This is a genomic window from Pseudomonas sp. FSL L8-0168 (assembly GCF_037976155.1).
GTDB lineage: Bacteria > Pseudomonadota > Gammaproteobacteria > Pseudomonadales > Pseudomonadaceae > Aquipseudomonas > Aquipseudomonas paracarnis.
This window is the reverse complement of record NZ_CP150262.1, coordinates 3382682-3401876: the sequence shown is the minus strand read 5'-3', so window position 1 is coordinate 3401876 and position 19195 is coordinate 3382682. Positions and strand designations below refer to the sequence as shown.

5 protein-coding genes and 1 pseudogene are annotated in these 19195 nt (G+C 64.1%); 3 read left to right on the top strand and 3 right to left on the bottom strand.

What is annotated here, in order from left to right:
* The first annotated feature begins 22 nt into the window (after positions 1-22).
* A pseudogene (locus MHH62_RS15435) lies at positions 23-12919 on the top strand (non-ribosomal peptide synthetase).
* 764 nt (positions 12920-13683) lie between these two features.
* Here MHH62_RS15435 and dsbG read toward each other — a convergent pair.
* The 3 genes from dsbG to dsbD are packed head-to-tail and all read right to left on the bottom strand — an operon-like array spanning position 13684 to position 16993.
* Complete coding sequence (gene dsbG, locus MHH62_RS15430) at positions 13684-14445, bottom strand: thiol:disulfide interchange protein DsbG (protein ID WP_020302229.1); 762 nt, start codon at positions 14443-14445, stop codon at positions 13684-13686.
* Positions 14421-15266, bottom strand: a complete 846-nt coding sequence (locus MHH62_RS15425) for a TlpA disulfide reductase family protein (RefSeq protein ID WP_072433718.1) — start codon at positions 15264-15266, stop codon at positions 14421-14423. The genes dsbG and MHH62_RS15425 overlap by 25 nt, the downstream gene beginning before the upstream one ends.
* Positions 15266-16993 (bottom strand): protein-disulfide reductase DsbD, encoded by a 1728-nt coding sequence (gene dsbD / locus MHH62_RS15420; protein WP_339231271.1) that lies wholly within the window; start codon positions 16991-16993, stop codon positions 15266-15268. The genes MHH62_RS15425 and dsbD overlap by 1 nt, the downstream gene beginning before the upstream one ends.
* A 175-nt stretch (positions 16994-17168) precedes the next feature.
* Here dsbD and MHH62_RS15415 point away from each other — a divergent pair, with 175 nt between their 5' ends.
* Positions 17169-17849 carry a response regulator gene (locus tag MHH62_RS15415; RefSeq protein WP_014719307.1) on the top strand — a complete coding sequence of 227 codons (681 nt, stop codon included), beginning with the start codon at positions 17169-17171 and terminating at the stop codon, positions 17847-17849.
* Positions 17849-19168, top strand: coding sequence for an ATP-binding protein (locus MHH62_RS15410; RefSeq protein WP_014719306.1), 1320 nt, complete (start codon positions 17849-17851; stop codon positions 19166-19168). Before MHH62_RS15415 ends, MHH62_RS15410 begins: the two co-directional genes overlap by 1 nt.
* Positions 19169-19195 lie beyond the last annotated feature (27 nt).

The following is a 19195-nucleotide window of genomic DNA, read 5'->3' as shown; positions in this document are numbered from 1 at the left end:
GCCGATTTCAGGCAGGAACCCCATGATGGACGCCTTCGAACTCCCCCGCACCCTGGTCCAGTCCCTTTAACAGCGTGCTGCGCAGACGCCGGACCAGGTGGCGTTGCGCTTCCTCGCCGAGAGCGCCGAGCACAGTGTGGTGCTCAGTTATCGCGACCTCGACCAACGCGCCCGCACCATCGCCGCTGCCTTGCAAGCCAACGCTGGCCTGGGCGAGCGTGCGGTGTTGCTGTTCCCGAGTGGCCCGGACTATGTGGCGGCGTTCTTTGGTTGTCTGTACGCCGGGGTGATCGCGGTGCCGGCGTATCCACCGGAATCCACGCGCCGTCATCACCAGGAGCGCCTGCTGTCGATCATCAGCGATGCCGAGCCGCGGCTGCTGTTGACCATTGCCAGCCTCAGCGAGGGCCTGGCGCAGATTGAAAACGCGCCCAAGGTGTTGAGCGTCGACACCCTGGAGGCGCAGCGGGCCGACCAGTGGGTCGAGCCCGACCTCAAGGCCGACGACATCGCGTTCTTGCAATACACCTCCGGCTCCACTGCATTGCCCAAGGGCGTGCAGGTCAGCCACGGCAATCTGGTGGCCAACGAAGTGCTGATCCGCCGTGGTTTTGGCATCGACCTCAACCCCGATGACGTGATCGTCAGCTGGTTGCCGCTGTACCACGACATGGGCCTGATCGGCGGCCTGCTGCAACCGATCTTCAGCGGCGTGCCCTGCGTATTGATGTCGCCGGCCTACTTCCTTGGCCGACCTTTGCGCTGGCTGGAGGCGATCAGCGAATACGGCGGCACCATCAGCGGTGGCCCGGACTTCGCCTACCGCCTGTGCAGCGAACGGGTCAGTGAGTCGGCCCTGGAGCGCCTGGATTTGAGCCGCTGGCGCGTGGCCTATTCGGGTTCCGAACCGATCCGCCTCGACACCCTGGAACGCTTCGCGGAAAAATTCGCGGCCTGTGGTTTCACCCCGAATAATTTCTTCGCCTCCTACGGCCTCGCCGAAGCCACCCTGTTTGTCGCCGGCGGCACCCGTGGCCGTGGCATTCCCGCGCTGCGCGTGGACGAACAGGCGCTGGCCGCCAACCGCGCCGAACCGGGGCAGGGCCCTGCGATCATAAGTTGCGGCACCAGCCAGCCGGACCACGCCGTGCTGATCGCCGACCCGCACACCCTCACCGAGCTGCCCGACCAGTGCGTCGGCGAACTCTGGGCCACGGGCCCGAGCATCGCCCACGGCTACTGGCGCAACCCGCAAGCCAGCGCCAAGACCTTCGTCCAGCATGCTGGCCGCACCTGGTTACGCACCGGTGACCTGGGCTTTATCCGCGACGGTGAGGTGTACATCACCGGGCGCCTGAAAGACCTGCTGATCGTGCGCGGCCATAACCTCTACCCCCAGGACATCGAACAGACCATCGAGCGCGAAGTGGAAGGGGTGCGCAAGGGCCGGGTCGCCGCGTTTGCGGTCAATGACCAGGGCCTGGAAGGCATCGGCATCGCCGCGGAAATCAGCCGCAGCGTGCAGAAAATCCTGCCGCCCGAAGCGCTGATCAAAGCGATCCGCCAAGCCGTGGCCGAGGCCTGCCAGCAAGCTCCGAGTGTGGTGGTGCTGCTCAACCCCGGCGCCTTGCCGAAGACCTCCAGCGGCAAAGTGCAGCGTGCGGCCTGTGCGATTGGGCATGCCGATGGCAGCCTCGACAGCTACGCGCAGTTCCCCGGGCAGCAGGGGCAGGCGAGCGAAGTGGCGCTGGAATCGGACCTGCAACAGCGGATCGCGGCGATCTGGTGCGAGCAACTGCAACTGGCCCAGGTGGCGGGCGACGATCACTTTTTCCTGCTGGGGGGCAACTCCATCACCGCGACCCAAGTGGTCGCCCGCCTGCGCGAAAGCCTGGGGCTGGAGCTGAACCTGCGCCTGCTGTTCGAAGCGCCGACACTCGCGGCCTTTGCTGCGGCTGTGGCGCAACTGCAACAGGACGGCGGCGTGGCCCAAGGCGCAATGCACGCCTTATCGCGTCAAGAAGACCTGCCCCAATCCCTGGCACAGAACCGCCTGTGGATCACCTGGCAATTGGACCCTCACAGCAGCGCCTACACCATTCCAGGCGCCTTGCACCTGCGCGGCGAGCTGGATGAAGACGCACTGCGCCACAGCTTCCAGCAACTGATCCAGCGTCACGAAGCCCTGCGCACGCGCTTCTACGAGCGCGATGGTCAGGCGTTTCAGCGTGTCGAGGCTACGGCGGATTTCGAACTGCCGGTCATCGACCTCAGCGATTTGCCAAACGCCGTGCGCGAAGCCCGTGCGCAACAGGTTCGCGAAGACCAGGCGCGCAGCCCGTTCGACCTGGAAACAGGCCCGTTGCTGCGGGTTACCCTGGTGCGCCTGGGCGATGAAGAGCACCAACTGCTGGTGACGCTGCACCACATCATTGCTGACGGTTGGTCGCTGAATATCCTGATCGACGAGTTCTCGCGCCTGTACGCCGCTGCCGCCCAAGGCCAGTCCCTGGAGTTGCCGCCGCTGGCCTTGCAATACGCCGACTACGGCAGCTGGCAGCGTCAATGGTTGGCCGAAGGCGAGGGCCAGCGACAGCTGGCGTACTGGATAGCGCAGTTGGGTGACGAGCATCCGGCCCTGAACCTGGCCACCGATCACCCGCGTGCCGCCCAGCATCGGCACAGCGCCTCGCGCCATCGCCAGCGCCTGGATGCGCGCCTCAGTGCGGCGATCCGCCAGACCGCCCAGGCCCATGACTCAACATCGTTCATGCTGTTGTTGGCGACGTTCCAGACCTTGCTCTATCGCTACAGTGGCCAGCGCGATATCCGTATCGGCGTGCCCAATGCCAACCGCCCACGCCATGAAACCCAGGGCCTGATCGGCTTCTTTATCAACACCCTGGTACTGCGCGCCGAGCTGGACGGGCGCCTGCCGTTCAATCAGTTGTTGGCCGCCACCCGCGAGACCACATTGGCCGCCCAGGCCCATCAGGACCTGCCCTTCGAACAACTGCTGGAAGCCTTCCCCCAGGCCCGCGAACAGGGCCTGTTCCAGGTCATGTTCAACCACCAGCAGCGCGACCTCAGTGCCTTGCGCCGCCTGCCGGGCCTGCTGGCCGATGAGTTGCCCTGGCACAGCCGCGAAGCCAAGTTCGACCTGCAACTGCACAGCGAAGAAGATCGCAATGGGCGCTTGAGCCTGTCGTTCGACTACGCCGACGAGCTGTTCGATTGCGCGACCATCCAGCGTCTGGCCGAGCACTTCATCCATCTACTTCACGCTGTGTGCGCGCAACCACAACACGCCATCGGCGATCTGCCGTTGATGCAGGCTGACGAACAGCAACCCTGGAGCGAAGCCCCCTGCGCGCCGGCCCGGCACTGGCTGCCCGAGCTGCTCAACCAACAAACGTCGGACGCCACCGCATTGGTCTGGCAGGACGGCAGCCTGACCTTCGCCCAACTGCACACCCAGGCCAACCGCCTGGCCCATTACCTGCGCGACAAAGGCGTCGGCCCGGACGTGTGCGTGGCCATCGCCGCCGAGCGTTCGCCGCAACTGCTGATCGGTCTGCTCGCCATCATCAAGGCCGGTGGCGCCTACGTGCCGCTGGACCCGGATTACCCCGCTGAACGCCTGGCCTACATGCTCAAGGACAGCGGCGTGCAACTGCTGCTCACCCAGACCGCGTTGCTGCCCCAACTGCCCAGCGCCGAAGGCGTGTGCGTGATTGCCATGGACAGCCTGCATCTGGACAGCTGGCCGACCCAGGCGCCAGGCTTGCACCTGCACGGCGATAACCTCGCCTACGTGATCTACACCTCCGGTTCCACCGGCCAACCCAAAGGCGTGGGCAACACCCACGGCGCCCTGGCCGAGCGTTTGCAGTGGATGCAGGCCACCTATCAACTGAACGAAACCGATGTGCTGATGCAAAAGGCGCCGATCAGTTTCGACGTGTCGGTGTGGGAATGCTTCTGGCCACTGATTACCGGCTGCCGCCTGGTATTGGCCGGGCCGGGCGAACATCGCGACCCGCACCGCATCGCGCAGCTTGTGCAGGAACATGGGGTGACCACGCTGCACTTCGTGCCGCCGTTGTTACAGCTGTTTATCGATGAACCCCTGGCAGCCGAATGCACCAGCCTGCGTCGCCTGTTCTCCGGTGGCGAAGCCTTGCCCGCCGAGTTGCGTAACCGTGTACTGGCGCGCTTGCCCGCGGTGCAATTGCACAACCGCTATGGCCCGACCGAAACCGCGATCAACGTCACCCACTGGCAGTGCGCCGCCTCGGATGGCGAGCGCTCGCCGATTGGCCGGCCATTGGGCAATGTGATCTGCCGCGTACTGGACGAGCAACTCAACCCGCTACCGGCCGGTGTGCCGGGCGAATTGTGCATCGGCGGTATCGGCCTGGCGCGGGGTTACCTGGGCCGTGCCGGGCTGACGGCCGAACGTTTTGTCGCCGACCCGCTGGGCGCGGCGGGCACCCGCTTGTATCGCACCGGTGACCGTGCGCGCTGGAACGCCGATGGTGTGCTCGAATACCTCGGACGCCTCGATCAGCAGGTCAAACTGCGCGGTTTCCGGGTGGAGCCGGAAGAAATAGAAGCGCGCCTGCTGGCCCAGGCAGGCATCGCCCAGGCCGTGGTGCTGGTACGTGATGCCCAGTTGATCGGCTACTACACCGCCGACGCCGAACTGGATGAGCAAAGGGTCAAAATCGCCCTGGCTGACGAGTTGCCGGAGTACATGGTGCCCGCGCTGCTGATGCGCCTGGACGCCATGCCCCTGAGCCCCAGCGGCAAGCTCGACCGGCGTGCCTTGCCAGAGCCGGTATGGCAAACCCGCGAACACGTCGAACCGCATACACCTTTGCAACTGCACATCGCCGCGATCTGGCGCAAGGTGCTTGGCCTGCCACGCATCGGCCTGCGCGATGACTTTTTCGCACTTGGCGGGCACTCGTTGCTGGCCACGCAAATCATCTCCCGCACCCGCCAGGCCTGTGACGTCGAACTGCCGCTGCGCACCCTGTTCGAAGCCAGCGAGCTGGGCGATTTCGCCGAGCAGGTCGGGCTGATCCAGGCGGCGGGCCAGCGCAACCAACAGACGGCCATCGCCAAAGTCGACCGCAGCCAGCCGGTCCGCTTGTCCTATTCCCAGCAGCGCATGTGGTTCCTCTGGCAGATGGAACCGGACAGCCCGGCCTACAACGTCGGCGGCATGGCGCGCCTGCGCGGCGTGCTGGATGTGGGACGTTTCGAGGCCGCCTTGCAGGCCTTGATCATGCGTCACGAAACCCTGCGCACCACTTTCCCAAGTGTCGATGGTGTGGCCTGTCAAAAGGTCTCGGCGCAAACCAATGTGCGCATGGACTGGCAGGATTTCTCCGCGCTGAATGAGCCGCAGCGCCAGCAGCGTTTGCAGCAACTGGCCGATGTCGAGGCGCACACGCCGTTCAACCTGGAAACCGGGCCGCTGTTGCGCGCCTGCCTGGTCAAGGCCGGCGAGCAGGAACATTACCTGGTGCTGACCCTGCACCATATCGTCACCGAAGGCTGGGCCATGGACATCTTTGCCCGTGAACTCAGCGCCTTGTATGAAGCCTTTATCGACGAGCGCGACTCACCGCTGCCAACGTTGCCGGTGCAGTACCTCGACTACAGCGTATGGCAACGCCAGTGGATGGAAGCCGGTGAGCGCCAGCGTCAGCTGGACTACTGGACTGCCCAACTGGGCAACGAACACCCGTTGCTGGAATTGCCCGGCGACCGTCCACGGCCACCCGTGCAAAGCCATCGGGGCGAGCTGTACCGGTTTGATTTGAGCGATGAGCTGGCCGCCCGCGTGCGAGCCTTCAACGCCCAGCACGGCCTCACGCTGTTCATGACCATGACCGCGACCCTGGCGGTGTTGCTCTACCGCTACAGCGGCCAGACCGACCTGCGCATCGGCGCGCCAGTGGCCAACCGTATCCGTCCGGAAAGCGAAGGCTTGATTGGCGCGTTCCTCAATACCCAGGTGCTGCGTTGCCAGCTCACTGGGCAGATGCGGGTCAGCGAGCTGTTCGAGCAGGTGCGCCATACCGTGATCGAGGGCCAGTCCCACCAGGACCTGCCGTTCGACCATCTGGTGGAAGCCCTGCAACCGCCGCGCAGCGCGGCGTACAACCCGTTGTTCCAGGTGATGTGCAACGTGCAGCGCTGGGAATTCCAGCAAAGCCGCCAACTGGCTGGCATGACCGTGGAGTACCTGGCCAACGATGCGCGGGCGACCAAGTTCGACCTCAACCTGGAAGTCACCGACCTCGACCATCGCCTGGGTTGCTGCCTGACCTACAGCACCGACCTGTTCGACGAGCCGCGTATTGCGCGTATGGCCGAGCATTGGCGCAACTTGCTTGAAGCGTTGGTCGCCGATCCTGGCCAGCGCCTGAGCGAATTGCCGTTGCTGAGCGCAGATGAACAACGCGCCTTGCAAGACAGCCTGGGGGTGGAGAAGGGCGAGCATCGCCTCGACCAGTGCATCCATCAACTGTTCAGCCAGCAGGCCAGCCAGCGGCCGGAGGCCCCGGCGCTGACCTTTGCCGGTGTGACCCTCTCGTATGCGCAACTGGATGAGCGCGCCAACCGCCTGGCCTGGATGCTGCGCGAGCGTGGCGTGGGCCCGCAGGTGCGCGTGGGCCTGGCGCTGCCGCGTTCGCTGGAAATGGTCATCGGTTTGCTGGCGATCCTCAAGGCCGGCGGTGCCTATGTGCCGCTGGACCCCGAATACCCGCTGGATCGCTTGCATTACATGATCGAAGACAGTGGCATCGGCCTGCTGCTCAGTGATGCGGCCCTGTTCGAAGCCCTGGGTGAATTGCCGGCGACGGTGGCGTGCTGGTGCCTGGAGGATGACTCGCCGGTGCTGGCCAATTACCCCGCCGAGGCGCTGCCGCTGGTGAGCCTGGCGCAACACCAGGCGTACCTCATCTACACCTCGGGTTCCACGGGCAAGCCCAAAGGTGTGGTGGTGTCCCACGGTGAGATCGCCATGCATTGCCAGGCAGTGATCGAGCGGTTTGACATGCGCCCGGATGACTGCGAACTGCACTTTTACTCGATCAACTTCGACGCTGCCACCGAACGTTTGCTGGTGCCGCTGCTGTGCGGGGCGCGGGTGGTATTGCGCGCCCAGGGCCAGTGGGATGCCGAAGAGATCTGCGCGCTGATCCGTACCCATCGCATCAATGTGCTCGGTTTCACCCCCAGCTACGGCAGCCAGTTGGCGCAGTGGCTGGCGACCCAGCAACAGACACTGCCGGTGCGCATGTGCATCACCGGTGGCGAAGCCTTGACCGGCGAACACCTGCAACGCATCCGTGCGGCGTTTACGCCCCAGCTGTTCTTCAACGCCTACGGCCCCACCGAAACCGTGGTGATGCCCCTGGCCAGCCTGGCGCCCGAGCAGTTGGAGGAGGGCGCTGGCAGTGTGCCGATCGGTAGCATCGTCGGCGCGCGCGTGGCCTACATTCTCGACGCCGACCTGGCGCTGGTGCCCCAGGGCGCCAGCGGTGAGCTGTATATCGGTGGCGCCGGCCTGGCCCAGGGTTACCACCAGCGGCCGGGGATGACGGCGGAGCGCTTTGTCGCAGACCCGTTTGCTGGCAAGGGTGGGCGCCTGTACCGCACCGGCGACCTGGTACGCCAACGCGCCGATGGCCTGGTGGAGTACCTGGGGCGCATCGACCATCAGGTGAAGATTCGCGGTTTTCGCATCGAACTGGGCGAAATCGAAACGCGCTTGCTCGAACATGACGCTGTGCGCGAAGCGGTGGTGCTGGCACTGGATGCGCCGAGCGGCAAGCAATTGGTGGCGTACCTGGTCAGCGATGCCGAGCACGCCGCTTTGCGCGACGCGTTGAAGGCGCACCTCAAGGCGCAACTGCCGGACTACATGGTGCCCGCGCATCTGATCGTGCTGCAGAGCATGCCGCTGACCGCCAACGGCAAGCTAGACCGCCGCGCCTTGCCTGAGCCGGACCCAGAGGCCAATCGCCAAGCCTACGTCGCGCCCCGCAGCGAGCTGGAACACAGCCTGGCCGCCATCTGGTGCGCGGTGCTGAACGTGGAGCAAGTGGGCCTCGACGATAACTTCTTTGAACTGGGCGGCGACTCGATCCTGTCGATCCAGGTGGTGAGCCGGGCGCGCCAGGCCGGGATTCATTTCAGCCCCCGTGACCTGTTCCAGCACCAGACCGTACAGAGCCTGGCTGCCGTGGCGACTCGCTCGGAGCTCATCATCGCCGAGCAAGGATTGCTGACCGGCCCCTCGGGCCTCACGCCGATCCAGCACTGGTTCTTCGACACCGACATCCCGGCGCGCGAGCACTGGAACCAGGCATTGGTGCTCAAGCCACTGCAACTGCTCGATGCCCATCGCCTGGAGCAAGCGTTGCTGGCGGTGCTGGAACACCACGACGCGCTGCGCTTGAGCTTTACCTCGCGCGATGCGCAATGGCATGCCGAATACTTGGGCGTGCCGGAAGGCGGCGTGCTGCTGCAGGCGCAGGTGCGCGACATGCAGGCGTGCACGGCGTTGTTCACCGACACTCAGCGCAGCCTCGACCTGGCACAGGGGCCGCTGTTGCGCGCCTTGCTGGTGGACGGGCCGCAAGGCCAGCAACGCTTGCTGATCGCCATCCATCACCTGGTGGTGGACGGCGTGTCGTGGCGCGTCCTGCTGGAAGACCTGCAAAACGTTTACCACCAACTCAGTGAAGGCCAGTCCGTCAGCCTGCCGGCCAAGACCAGCGCGCTGCGCGATTGGGCTGCGCGCTTGCAAGCCTATGCCCACAGTGAATCCCTGCGCGAAGAGTTGAGTCTGTGGCAAGCCCTATTGGCTGGCCCCGCCGTGACCTTGCCGGTGCAGCGCCCACACGGAACATTGCGAAACTGCGATGCCGACACGGTCAGCGTGCGCCTGGATGCCGAGCGCACCCGGCAGTTGCTGCAACAGGCGCCGAGTGCCTATCGCACCCAGGTCAACGACCTGTTGCTCACCGCCCTGGCCCGCGTACTGTGCCGCTGGAGCGGGCAGGCCTCGGCACTGATCCAACTGGAAGGCCATGGCCGCGAAACCTTGTTCGATGACATCGACCTGACCCGCAGCGTGGGCTGGTTTACCAGTGCCTACCCGTTGCGTCTGACGCCGCAGGCCGAGCAAGGCGACTCGATCAAGGCGATCAAGGAGCAACTGCGTGGCGTGCCGCATAAAGGCTTGGGTTATGGCGTACTGCGTTACCTGGCCGATGATCTGTGCAAGCAGAGCATGGCCGCATTGCCGAGCGCGCAGATTACCTTCAACTACCTGGGCCAGTTCGACCAGAGCTTTGGCACTGACGCGCTGTTCCATCCGCTGGAGGAATCCGCCGGTCAGGCCCATGACCCGGATGCGCCGTTGCCCAACGAACTGAGCATCGACAGCCAGGTGTATGGCGGCGAGCTAGTGCTACGCTGGACCTTCAGCCTTGAGCGGCATGATCAGCAGGTGATTGGCGATCTGGCCGAAGCTTACCTGGCCGAATTGCACAGCCTGATCGCCCATTGCCTGCAGGACGATGCCGGCGGCCTCACGCCGTCCGACTTCCCCCTGGCGCGCCTGAGCCAGGTGCAACTGGACGCATTGCCGGTCCCGGCCAGCGCCATCGAAGACGTCTACCCGCTGACCCCGATGCAGGAGGGCTTGCTGCTGCACACGCTGCTGGAGCCCGGCACCGGCCTGTATTACATGCAGGATCGCTATCGCATCAACAGCGCCCTGGACCCGGAGCGTTTTGCCCAGGCCTGGCAAGCGGTGATCGCCCGCCACGAAGCCTTGCGTGCCTCGTTCTGCTGGAACGTCGGCGAAGACATGCTGCAAGTGATCCACAAGCCCGGCAGCACGCCGATTGAGTACCTGGACTGGAGCACCGACCCGCAGGATGAGCAGGAGCCGCGTCTGCAAGCCTTGCTCAAGGCCGAGCGCGAAGCCGGCTTTGACCTGCTCAATCAAGCACCTTTCCACTTGCGCCTGATTCGCGTGGGCGAGGCGCGCTACTGGTTCATGATGAGCAACCACCACATCCTGATCGATGCCTGGTGCCGTTCGCTGCTGATGAATGACTTCTTCGATATCTACACAGCCCTGGGCGAAGGCCGCGATGCGCAACTGGCCGCGCCGCCGCGCTACCGCGACTACATTGCCTGGCTGCAACGCCAGGACCTCAACGAAGCGCGCCAGTGGTGGCAGCAAAACTTGCAAGGCTTCGAGCGCGCCACGCCGATCCCGAGCGACCGCCCGTTCCTGCGCGAACACGCTGGTGGCAGCGGCGGCATGATGGTGGGCGACTGCTACACCCGCCTGGATGCCCGCGACGGTGCGCAACTGCGCGAACTGGCCCAGGCGCATCAGCTTACCGTCAACACCTTCGCCCAGGCGGCGTGGGCCCTGGTGCTGCGGCGTTTGAGTGGTGATCGCGATGTGCTGTTCGGCGTCACCGTGGCTGGTCGCCCGGTGGACATGCCCGAGATGCAACGCACTGTCGGCCTGTTTATCAACAGCATCGCGTTGCGGGTAAAACTGCCCGAGGACGGCCAGCGCTGCAGCGTGCGCCAGTGGTTGAGCGCCTTGCTCGACAGCAATATGCAACTGCGCGAGTACGAATACCTGCCGTTGGTGACGATCCAGGAACACAGCGAATTGCCCAAGGGCCAGCCGCTGTTCGACAGCCTGTTTGTGTTTGAGAACGCGCCAGTGGAAGTCTCGGTGCTGGACCGTGCGCAAAGCCTGAACGCCACCTCGGATTCTGGCCGTACCCACACCAACTTCCCGCTGACGGCGGTGTGCTATCCAGGCGATGACCTCGGTTTGCACCTGTCCTACGACCAGCGTTATTTCGACGAAAGCACCGTGCAAGGCATGCTCGCTGAATTCAAGCGCCTGTTGCTGGCGCTGGTGCAGGGCTTCCATGGTGACATGGACGAGCTGGCGCTGATGGGTGAGCAGGAACGTGAATTCCTCGTGGAAGGCTGTAACCAGAGCGCACATGCCTACCCGCTGGAACGCAGCTATATCGAGTTGTTCGAGGCGCAGGTCGCGCAGCATCCGCAGCGTATCGCCGCCAGTTGTCTTGACCAGCAATGGAGCTACGAGGATCTGAATCGCCGCAGCAATGGCCTCGGCCACGCGCTGATTGCGGCGGGTGTCGGCCTGGACCAACCGGTGGCGTTGTTGGCTGAACGTGGGCTGGATTTGCTCGGCATGATCATCGGCAGCTTCAAGGCCGGCGCCGGCTACCTGCCGTTGGACCCGGGCCTGCCGGGCCAGCGCCTGAGCCGCATCATCGACCTGAGCCGCACGCCGTTGCTGGTGTGCACCGAGGCGTGCCGTGAACAGGCCATCGAGTTGCTCGAAGGTGTCGATTGCCAGTTGCTGGTGTGGGAGGAAATTCCCGCCCGTGGTGAAAACCCAGGTGTCTACAGTGGCCCGGACAACCTTGCTTACGTGATCTACACCTCAGGCTCCACCGGCTTGCCCAAGGGTGTGATGGTGGAACAGCGCGGCATGCTCAACAACCAATTGAGCAAGGTACCGTACCTGAACCTGAGCGATGCCGATGTGATCGCCCAGACCGCGTCGCAAAGCTTCGATATTTCTGTGTGGCAGTTCCTCGCCGCGCCGCTGTTTGGCGCGCGTGTGGACATTGTGCCCAATACCATCGCCCATGATCCGCAAGGGTTGCTGGCCCACGTTCAAGCACAGGGCATCACCGTGCTGGAGAGTGTGCCGTCGCTGATCCAGGGCATGTTGGCCCAGGAGCGTATCCGCCTCGACGGCCTGCGCTGGATGTTGCCGACCGGGGAGGCCATGCCACCTGAGCTGGCCCATCAGTGGCTGCTGCGTTACCCGCAAATTGGCCTGGTGAATGCCTACGGCCCGGCGGAATGCTCCGATGATGTGGCGTTCTTCCGCGTCGATCTGGCGTCGACCCGTGGCACTTACCTGCCGATTGGTACGCCGACCGACAACAACCGTTTGTACCTGCTCGATGGCGCATTGGAACTGGTGCCCCAAGGCGCCGTGGGCGAGTTGTGCGTCGCCGGCACCGGTGTCGGTCGTGGCTATGTCAGCGATCCGCTGCGCACCTCCCAGGTGTTTGTACCCAATCCCTTTGGCGCGCCTGGTGAGCGCCTCTACCGTACCGGCGACCTGGCACGGCGTCGCAGCGATGGGGTGCTGGAGTATGTCGGGCGTATCGACCACCAGGTGAAGATTCGCGGCTACCGCATCGAACTGGGTGAAATCGAAGCGCGCCTGCATGAACAACCCCTCGTGCGCGACGCGGCGGTGGGTGTGCAAGAGGGGGCCAATGGCAAACATCTGGTCGGCTACCTAGTGGCCGCCGATGCCACGCTGGAACCGAGTGAACAGCTGGAGCGCGTCAAGCAACGCCTGCGTACCGAACTGCCGGAATACATGGTGCCACTGCATTGGCTATGGCTTGACCGCCTGCCCCTGAATGCCAACGGCAAGCTCGACCGCAAGGCCCTGCCGGCCCTGGAGATCGGCCAGTTGCACAATCAGGACTATGTGGCGCCGCGCACTGAACTGGAAACTACGTTGGCGGGTATCTGGGCCGAGGTGCTGAAGGTCGAGCGGGTCGGGGTGCAGGACAACTTCTTCGAACTGGGCGGGCATTCGCTGCTGGCCACGCAGATTGCCTCGCGGGTGCAGAAGACACTGCAGCGCGATGTGCCGTTGCGGGCGATGTTCGAGTGCAGCACCGTGGCGCAGTTGGCCGAGTATATCGAGGGGGTGGCAGGCAATGAGATCAGTGCCGAGAAGGTGGATCGGTTGAGCGATTTGATGGCGGAGTTGGAGGGGCTTTGATCTTCGTTGTCTGTCAGGGCCTCATTGCAGCATAGGCATCTACACAGCTGGACCTGTGGCGAGGGAGCTTGCTCCCGTGGCGGCCTGGCAGCCGACGCTGATCGAGCTGGTGCACCGCGATCCAAATGTGGGAGCTGGCTTGCCTGCGATGGCGGCCTGACAGCCGACGCAGTTATACCGAGTACATATCCATTCCTGCGGTAACGGCCACTTAGGGTTCCGCTTTTACAGCGGCTCACTTTTGAAAAGCGCAAAAGTAAGCAAAACGCTCTTGCCCCACCACTCGGCACCTCGCTTAGGCTCGGTGTGCCCGAACACAGGCTTGAATCCGTGGGCCGCCGCCACGCGCCATCCATGGCGCGGGGCGGCTAACCCGGCGTCCTGCCGGGTTGCCCACGAATTCAAGCCTGCGTTCGGCCAGCGTGGTTTAACGGGGCGCCTGAGATCAAGATCAAAAGCAGATCAAGAGCGACTCGCTTCGCATCGTGGTTACCGTCTGCTGTTACAACCCACAAAGTTGTGTAGATACCTATGCTCATCGCAGGCAAGCCAGCTCGCACATTGGATCGCGGGGCATCAGTTATATCTGTGTCGGCTGCCAAGCCGTCACGGGAGCAAGCTCCCTCGCCACAGATTTAGCGTCGTGCCGAAGTTGTGTAGATACCTATGCTCATCGCAGGTAAGCCAGTTCCTACATTTTGAGTTGTGAATACATTCAAATGTGGGAGCTGGCTTGCCCGCGATGGCGCCCGCGAGGGCGGCGCTTATTTTGGTCCGAGAATCTTCACTAACTTATCCGGCGAAGGCGCCCCTTGCTGCTGCTGCAACCCACCCTTGTCATCCAGATAGAAGATCGCCGGCGTCGCCGACAACTCCAGTTCATCCATCAGCTTCATATTGGCATCAAGCTTGGCCTCGACCTCGGCCGGGATCTTTTCCAGCGCCTTGAGCTTGCTGCCCTTGCCGGCGGCTTCGTGTTCTTGCAGGGCTTTTTGCGGGTCTTTGGCGGCGAGCAGGGCCGCGGATTTGCCTGGGCTGTCTTCGCGGATGATGCCGACCATGATGTGGCGCAACTGCACCTTGCCGGCCTTCACCCACGGGCGCGCCTGTTCCCAGAACATGTTGCAGTACGGGCAGTTGGGGTCGCTGAACAGGTAGACGGTGCGCGGGGCATTTTTGTCGCCGTCCTGGATCCAGCTGCTGTTTTCCATCTTGGCCCAGACTTCCTTGGCCATCGGCGCGTACACCAGTTTTTCCAGGGGCGCGGTGCTCAGGTCATTGCCCTGGGCGTCGTACAGGTTGCCGGCGATCACGTGCTTGCCGTCGGCGGTCAGGTACAAGGCCATGCCACGGTTCTGGTACTGGGCGGCGTAGCCGGTAAGGCCACTGGGCGCATCGAATTTGCCGATGATCTTGGCACCCTTGGCTTCGATCTGTTTGATCGGGGCCGGCAGGTCTTCGGCCTGGGCCAGCGTAGCGGCTAGCGTCAAAGGCAGCAGGGTCAGCAGGTGGCGGAGGCGAGGCATGTCGGTTTCCTTGTCGTGGTGTTGTCGAAGGGTTCCATGGCACGAGCCAGGCTGGCTTCGGAGAGTTCGCCCAGGTGGCTGTTGATCAGGCGCCCATCGGCTTGGTAGAACAGCGTAGTCGGCAAGGCCATGGAACCCACGGCCTGGCCGAGGCGGCCGCTGGCGTCGAACAGCACGTTGTCCAGGGTCAGGCCCTGGGTGGCCAGGTAGGTGCTGACGCTTTGCATGCTTTCGGCCTGGTTGACGAACAGGAAGGTCACGTCGGGGCGCATGCGCTGGGCGTTTTCCAGTACGGGCATTTCGCGCCGGCACGGCGGGCACCAGGTGGCCCACAGGTTGATCACCAACGGGCCGCCTTGATAATCCGCCAGTTGCACCACCTCGCCATTGGCATTGCGCAGGGTGATGTCCGGCAGGCGTGTGCCTTTTTCGTACAGGCTCAGGGACAGGCTGGTCATGCCCCAGAACAACAGGCCGGTGATCACCCCGGCGCTGAGCGGCTTGCGAAGGGCCGGGCGACGCCAGCCGTACGCCAGCGCGCCGAGGATCAGCGCGATGATCCCGGGCCAGGCGAGAAAGCCGCCGTCACGCAGGTCGACCATCTCTACCCAGTCGTTGCTGTAATAACTCCAATACATCAGCACAAAACTGACTCGGGCGGCGAGCAGGCCCAGCAGGAACAGGCTGAACAGCACCGACTCCGGGTTTTCGCCGCCGCGCTTGGCCACGCGCCAGCCCACCAGGGTGGCGAGAATCAGCGCGCTGATCAGCAGCAGGTGATTCAGGGCGATGGCGAAGGTGCCGATGGTAAGGGTCAGCATCAGAGAGCGTCCCGCGTCTGGGTCCAGCGTTGCAGGAAGGCGGCGGCGTCTACTTCCCCGGTGATGCGTTGGGCGCGGCGTTCTTCACCGTCCGGGCCGATCCACACGAAGCTCGGTGGCCCTGGCACTTTGTAGCGGCCCAGCAGCTCGCGGCTGGCGGCGTTGTCGGCGCTGACGTCCAGGCGCAGCAAGCGCACGTTTTTGAGCGCGTCCATCACCTCGGGTTTGCCGAACACCTGTTTTTCCATGATCTTGCACGACACGCACCAGTCGGCGTAATAGTCCAACAGCACCCACTGGCCCTGGGCCTTGGCGCTGTCGAGTTGGCTTTGCAGTACGGCCGGGTCGTTGATCGTGGTGAAGGCATCGTGGGCGCTCGGTGCACCGGCGACCTTTGAGCCGCTGTAAACCTTCAAGGGTTGCCACAGCTCATCGCTGCCACCGGCCGCCCCCACCACCAGCACCGCGCCCCACAGGCCCAGCACCAGGGAACCGGCGCCGAATACCTTGGCCGCCAGGCCGGACTCACGGGCCAGCGCCCAGCCACAGTACGCCATCACCAGCGCCAAGGCGCCCCACAGGCCGATCCACAGGCTGTCGCCGACTATCGGGCGAATCATCAGCACCGCGGTGCCCAGGAACAGGAAGCCGAAGATGCCCTTGAGCACGTTCATCCAGGTACCCGGCTTGGGCAGGAAGCGGTTGCCCACAGTGACCAACAGCAACAACGGAATGCCGATACCGATGCCCATGGCGAACAGGATCAGGCCGCCGTGCAGCGCATTGCCGCTTTGAGCGATATACAACAGGGCGCCGGCCAGGGGCGCGGTCATGCACGGCCCCACCAGCAGGCCGGACAATGCGCCGAGCACACCGGCACCCACCAGGCTGCCACCGCTTTGCTGGCGGCTGACGTTATCGAGGCGGTCGCGCAGGAAGGCGGGCAGTTGCAGTTCAAAGAAGCCGAACATCGGCAGGGCGAGCAGCACGAACAACGCCGCAAAGCTGCCAAGGATCCACGGGGTTTGCAGCAACGCCGCCAGGTTGGCGCCGAGCAACGCGGCCATCACCCCCAGGGCGGCATACACCAGCGCCATGCACACCACGTAACTGCCGGCCAGGGCAAAGCCACGGCGCGGGCTGGCGCCACTGCCCACCACTAGGCCGGCGAGGATCGGCAGCATCGGCAACGAGCAGGGCGCAAACGCCAACAGCAGGCCCAGGCCGAAGAACACCAGCAGGCTCCACCCCAGGCTGCGCTGTTGCAGGCCGCTGGCCAGGCTTTGGTCCTGGGCTTGCGCGGTCGCGGCGACGGCCGGGTTGCCGCCCAGGTCCACGGTGATCGACTGCGGCGGATAGCACAGACCCGCATCGGCGCAGCCCTGCCAGCCGAGCTTGACCTGGCCGGTGGTGCCGGCGGGGATCTTCACTTCCAGGCCCTGGCGATAGACTTGCTGCTCGCCAAAGAACTCGTCGCTATGGGCTTCACCCTCGGGCAGCACGGGTTTTTCGGCCAGGCCGTCGAACTTCATGCGTTGCTGGTACAGGTAATAACCGTCGGCAATCTGCCAAAACAGCTGGGTTTCGCCGCTCTCAAGACGTTCGGAGGTAAAGGCGAAGGCTTTGCCCACCGGGAGGAAGTCGGGTTTGGTTTCGAAGGGGCTGCCCGGCGCTGCCTGGGCGAATCCCGCGAACAACACCAGCAGAAAGGTAAACAGATGCCGCATGGTCAAGCCTTAGTTCGATGCAAGTGAGGCACACAATGTGTGGCGTTGATTAACCGATGATTAACCGCCGCTATTCTAGAGCGTAGGGATTATCCGATGTTGCGAACTTTAGCGGCATAATGCGCGCTTAATCCGTGGCTTTTCTAATCGCGCCATCTTTTATGAAGGGTTAACCATGCACGTACTGGTCTGTGAAGACGACGAACTGATCGCCAGTGGCATCGTGGCCGGCCTGACTGCCCAGGGCTTCACCGTGGAGCGCGTGGCCACCGCCTCGGCTGCGCGGGCGATGCTCAAGGCCGCGGCCTTCGACATTATGGTGCTCGACCTTGGCCTGCCCGACGAAGACGGCCTCAAGCTGCTGCAACAACAGCGCAGCCAGGGGTTGGACATTCCGGTGCTGATCCTCACCGCGCGGGACTCGGTGACCAACCGCGTCGACGGCCTGCAAGCCGGCGCCGACGACTACCTGCTCAAGCCCTTCGACCTGCGTGAACTCGCTGCTCGCCTGCAAACCCTGCTGCGCCGTGTGGCGGGACGCAGCGTCAATCTGATCGAACATGGCCGCCTGGCCTACGACCCCAGCAGCCGCGAGACCTTCCTCGGCGGCCAGCCGGTAGATTTGTCCCGGCGTGAACAGGCGTTGTTGCAGGCGCTTTTGCACAACAAGGGCCGCGTACTGTCCAGTGAACAGCTCAAGGACAGCGTCTACGGCTTCAGCGACGAACTGGAAAGCAACGCCCTCAACGTGCATATCCACCACCTGCGGCGCAAGTTGGGCAATGGCATCGTCGAAACCGTCAGGGGGCTGGGCTATCGCCTGGGCACCGCTGATGGGGGAGAAAACACGCCGTGATGAGCTTGCGCCTGCGCCTGACGTTCAAGCTGGGCGCCGCTTTTGTACTGATCTGGGTGCTGGCGGCCGCCTGGATGCTCAACGATTTGCGCAACCAGATGATGTTTTCCCTCGACCAGCGCCTGGTGGCTTCGGCGCGCATGGTAGCCGGGCTCACCGAGCAGATGCCGGGCCTGGCCAGCGTCAGCGGTGGCGCGCATTTGCGTACCGAACAACTGAATGTGCCGGGCGGCATGGCCTGCCAGGTCAGTTCGTTGCGCGGCGAGATCCTGGCGCGCAGCCATACCACGCCGGAGGAAGGGCTGGAGTCGCGCCGCAGCGGTTTTCGCGACCAGATCATCGACGGCGTGGGCTGGCGCAGCTTTACCCTGTCCCGTGGCGACTTGCTGATCACCACCGCCGACCGCCAGGTGGAGCGTGAAGCCCTCAACCTGTCGATCCTGCTGGCGGCGTCGGTGCCGGTCGGTGTGGCATTGCTGGGCTGCCTGTGCCTGCTATGGCTGGGCATCGGCCAAAGCCTGGTGCCGCTCAACCGTATGCGGGATGCCTTGATGCGGCGCAGTGCCGATTCCCTGGAACCCTTGCAGATTCACCCGCTGCCCAGTGAACTCAAGCCGTTGCTCGACACCCAGAACCAACTGCTGCAGCGCATCGCCAAGACCATCGAGCGCGAACGTCGCCTGACCGGCGACGCCGCCCATGAGCTGCGCAGCCCGTTGACCGCGATCAAGACCCACCTGCAAGTCGCGCGCATGACCGAGGGCGCGGCCCGCGACCAGTCCCTGGCGCACGCCGAGGAGGGCGCCGACCGCTTGCATCGCACCCTGGAGCAACTGTTGTTGCTGGCGCGGGTGGAGGGCAGCCTGTCGTTTGACGATGGCCTGCAATCCAGTGCCGAGGAAGTCGCCCGGTTGGCGATCCAGGATGCCAACGCCGGCGACAATTCACGCATTGATCTGATCCTGGCGCCGGATCTTTCCCCTGTGCCAGTGGCAATGCCCGTTGGCCTTGCCGTCGCGGCCTTGCGTAACCTGCTGGACAACGCCTTGCGCCATACCCCCGCCGATACCCGCGTGGAACTGCAGGTGTTTTCTACCCCGGATAACGTGGTGTTCCGCGTGCGTGACCATGGCCAGCAGATCTCCAGCGAAGACCTGCAATACCTCACCCAACGCTTTTGGCGCAATGGCAGCAGCGAAGGTTGTGGCCTGGGCTTGGCGATTGTCCAGGCGATCGTGCAGCGTTGCTCCTGCTCGCTGCACTTCGACAGCCAGCCCGATGGTATGCGGGTCGACCTGGGCATGCCGTTGCGGCGCTGAGCTGCCCTTTTCACGTGGCAAATAATT